The organism is Mycolicibacterium vaccae NBRC 14118 = CIP 105934, assembly GCF_001552715.1.
GTDB classification, from domain to species: Bacteria; Actinomycetota; Actinomycetes; order Mycobacteriales; family Mycobacteriaceae; genus Mycobacterium; species Mycobacterium vaccae.
This window is the reverse complement of sequence record NZ_BCRS01000305.1, coordinates 1-2684: the sequence shown is the minus strand read 5'-3', so window position 1 is coordinate 2684 and position 2684 is coordinate 1. Positions and strand designations below refer to the sequence as shown.

The following is a 2684-nucleotide window of genomic DNA, read 5'->3' as shown; positions in this document are numbered from 1 at the left end:
GGGCCCGGTCCAGCGCGGTGGTGAGGTCGTCGAGATCGGGCGGCGGAGGTGCGGTGCCGCACGCGGTGACGGCGGCGCCGAGCGCGGCGAGCGTGGCCGCGCCGACGAGCACACGGCGACGGCTGACGGTCGGCGGGGGGCTCGGCACGCCCACATCCTGCCACCCGCGCATAGCAGTGTTGCGCAGCCGCCCCGGCGGGGGGCTTTCGTTCGTTCGGGGCCCCTGCGCTGGCGTATCGTGGGATGTCGGATTCGCCGGAGCCCTTCCTGCGTATCCGTGTCCGGACAACTCAAGACGAGGAGCTCGCCGTGGCGGAGCGGTCTGCGGGATTACCGTCGCAACGACAGGTGGTCGAACTTCTCGACGGCGAATTCGCGCGCGCCGGATACGACATCGAGGACGTGGTGATCGACGCGGCCGCACGGCCCCCGCGCATCACGATCGTCGCCGACGGGGACCGCGGTCTGGACCTCGATACGGTCGCCGAGCTGTCCCGCGCGGCGTCGGAGCTCCTCGACGAACTCGATACCGTGCCGTACGTGCTCGAGGTGACCTCGCCGGGCGTGGACCGCCCGCTGACCACCGAGAAGCACTACCGCCGGGCGCAGGGTCGGCTCGCCGCGATCACCCTCGGCGACGGCGCTAAGCTGACCGGCCGCATCGGCCCGGTCGTCGACGGAACCGTCGCCGTGGTCGTGCGCGAGGGCCGCAGCACCCTGGTGGTCCGTGACATAGCAATCGATGAGATTGCCGAAGCTGTTGTCCAGGTGGAGTTTTCGCCGCCGAACCCCCGTGAACTCGAACTGGCCGGCGTCGCCGGAGAGGAAGCCTGAGCATGAACATCGACATGGCAGCCCTGCATGCCATCGAGGCCGACAAAGGAATCACCGTCGACGTGGTGGTCGACACCATCAAGAGCGCGTTGTTGACGGCCTACCGGCACACCGACGGCCACGAGCCCGACGCCCGTATCGACATCGACCGCAAGACCGGCGTGGTCAAGGTGATGGCGCGGCAGACCGACGAAGACGGCAACGTGCTGCACGAATGGGACGACACCCCTGAGGGTTTCGGCCGTATCGCGGCGACCACCGCACGCCAGGTGATCCTGCAGCGACTGCGCGACGCCGAGAACGAGAAGAACTACGGAGAGTTCTCCGCACGCGAGGGCGACATCGTCGCCGGGGTGATCCAGCGCGACGCGCGCGCCAACGCCCGCGGGCTGGTGATGGTCCGGATCGGCAGCGAGACCAAGGGCTCCGAAGGCGTGATCCCGGCCGCCGAACAGGTGCCGGGGGAGAGCTACGAGCACGGCGACCGGCTCCGGTGCTACGTCGTCGGGGTGACCCGCGGGGCCAGGGAGCCGCTGATCACGCTGTCGCGGACACACCCCAATCTGGTGCGCAAGCTGTTCTCGCTGGAGGTGCCCGAGATCGCCGACGGGTCGGTGGAGATCGTCGCGGTGGCCCGCGAGGCCGGACACCGGTCCAAGATCGCCGTCGCGTCCAGGGCGCCCGGGCTCAACGCCAAGGGCGCCTGCATCGGACCGATGGGGCAGCGCGTGCGCAACGTGATGAGCGAACTGTCCGGCGAGAAGATCGACATCATCGACTACGACGAGGACCCGGCGCGTTTCGTCGCCAACGCGCTGTCGCCCGCGAAGGTGATGTCGGTGACGGTGATCGACGAGGCCGCGCGCGCCGCGCGGGTGATCGTGCCGGACTTCCAGCTCTCGCTCGCGATCGGCAAGGAAGGGCAGAACGCGCGGCTGGCGGCCCGGCTGACCGGCTGGCGCATCGACATCCGCAGCGACGACGCGGCCGCCGACGGGCAGAGCGGGCCGCCCGCGCACGCGCCGCGGCGGGACGGGTCGGGCGAGCACTGAGCCGACGAGAACCGAGCCGACATCCGCTCCGATTGCGCACCGGCTTTCTTTCCGGAGGTGCAATGACGGTAGACTCAGCTGTGATCCAGCGCGAGACATCGGCTCGGATGCAGAAAAACACCGCCAAACCCTCGGGCGCACCGGTGCGGACCTGCGTCGGATGCCGGAAACGAGGGCTGGCTGTCGATTTGCTCCGGGTTGTCGCTGTCGATACCGGGAATGGCGAACACGCCGTGACCGTTGACGCAGCAAGACGGCTTCCTGGGCGGGGCGCGTGGTTGCATCCCGATCCGGGATGCCTGCAAGCCGCAGTTCGGCGGCGGGCTTTCGGCCGAGCGCTACGGATCACCGGTTCACCGGACATCACCGGGTTGTCGCACGCGTTTCCAACCGGGAACGTGGCGGCTCACCCGGGCTAGAGAACAGGTAAGCGAAGAACATGAGCACACCGTGAAGTCCCGATGACCATGTGTCATAGCTAAACCGAGGCGCGGCGCCTACCACCGCTGTCGCCTCCCAGACAGGAGATGTAGTGGCAGGTAAGGCCCGCGTGCACGAGTTGGCTAAGGAACTCGGTGTCACAAGTAAGCAAGTTCTCGCCCGGCTCAGTGAGCAAGGCGAATTCGTCAAGTCGGCGTCCTCGACGGTGGAAGCCCCCGTCGCTCGTCGGCTGCGTGAATCGTTCGGTGGAAACAAGTCCGACAAGCCCGCCGCACCGGCCGGCAGCAACGGCTCTGCAGGTGTCTCGGCGAAGCCGTCCGCCCCGCAGAACCGTCCCGGTCCCAAGCCCGGCCCGCC

Annotated in this window: 4 protein-coding genes; all 4 read left to right on the top strand. The window is 68.6% G+C overall.

Annotated elements, in window-relative coordinates; translation table 11 throughout:
• Positions 1 to 309 precede the first annotated feature (309 nt).
• Positions 310 to 834: a ribosome maturation factor RimP gene (gene rimP / locus MVA01S_RS29465; RefSeq protein WP_040542972.1), complete on the top strand. Its 525-nt coding sequence runs from the start codon at positions 310 to 312 to the stop codon at positions 832 to 834.
• 2 nt (positions 835 to 836) lie between these two features.
• Positions 837 to 1886: a transcription termination factor NusA gene (nusA, locus tag MVA01S_RS29460; protein ID WP_003933175.1), complete on the top strand. Its 1050-nt coding sequence runs from the start codon at positions 837 to 839 to the stop codon at positions 1884 to 1886.
• 62 nt (positions 1887 to 1948) lie between these two features.
• Positions 1949 to 2305: a YlxR family protein gene (locus MVA01S_RS30695; protein WP_169801791.1), complete on the top strand. Its 357-nt coding sequence runs from the start codon at positions 1949 to 1951 to the stop codon at positions 2303 to 2305.
• A gap of 113 nt (positions 2306 to 2418) precedes the next feature.
• On the top strand, positions 2419 to 2684 hold a 266-nt coding region (locus MVA01S_RS30690), incomplete at its 3' end, for a translation initiation factor IF-2 N-terminal domain-containing protein (RefSeq protein ID WP_159426387.1).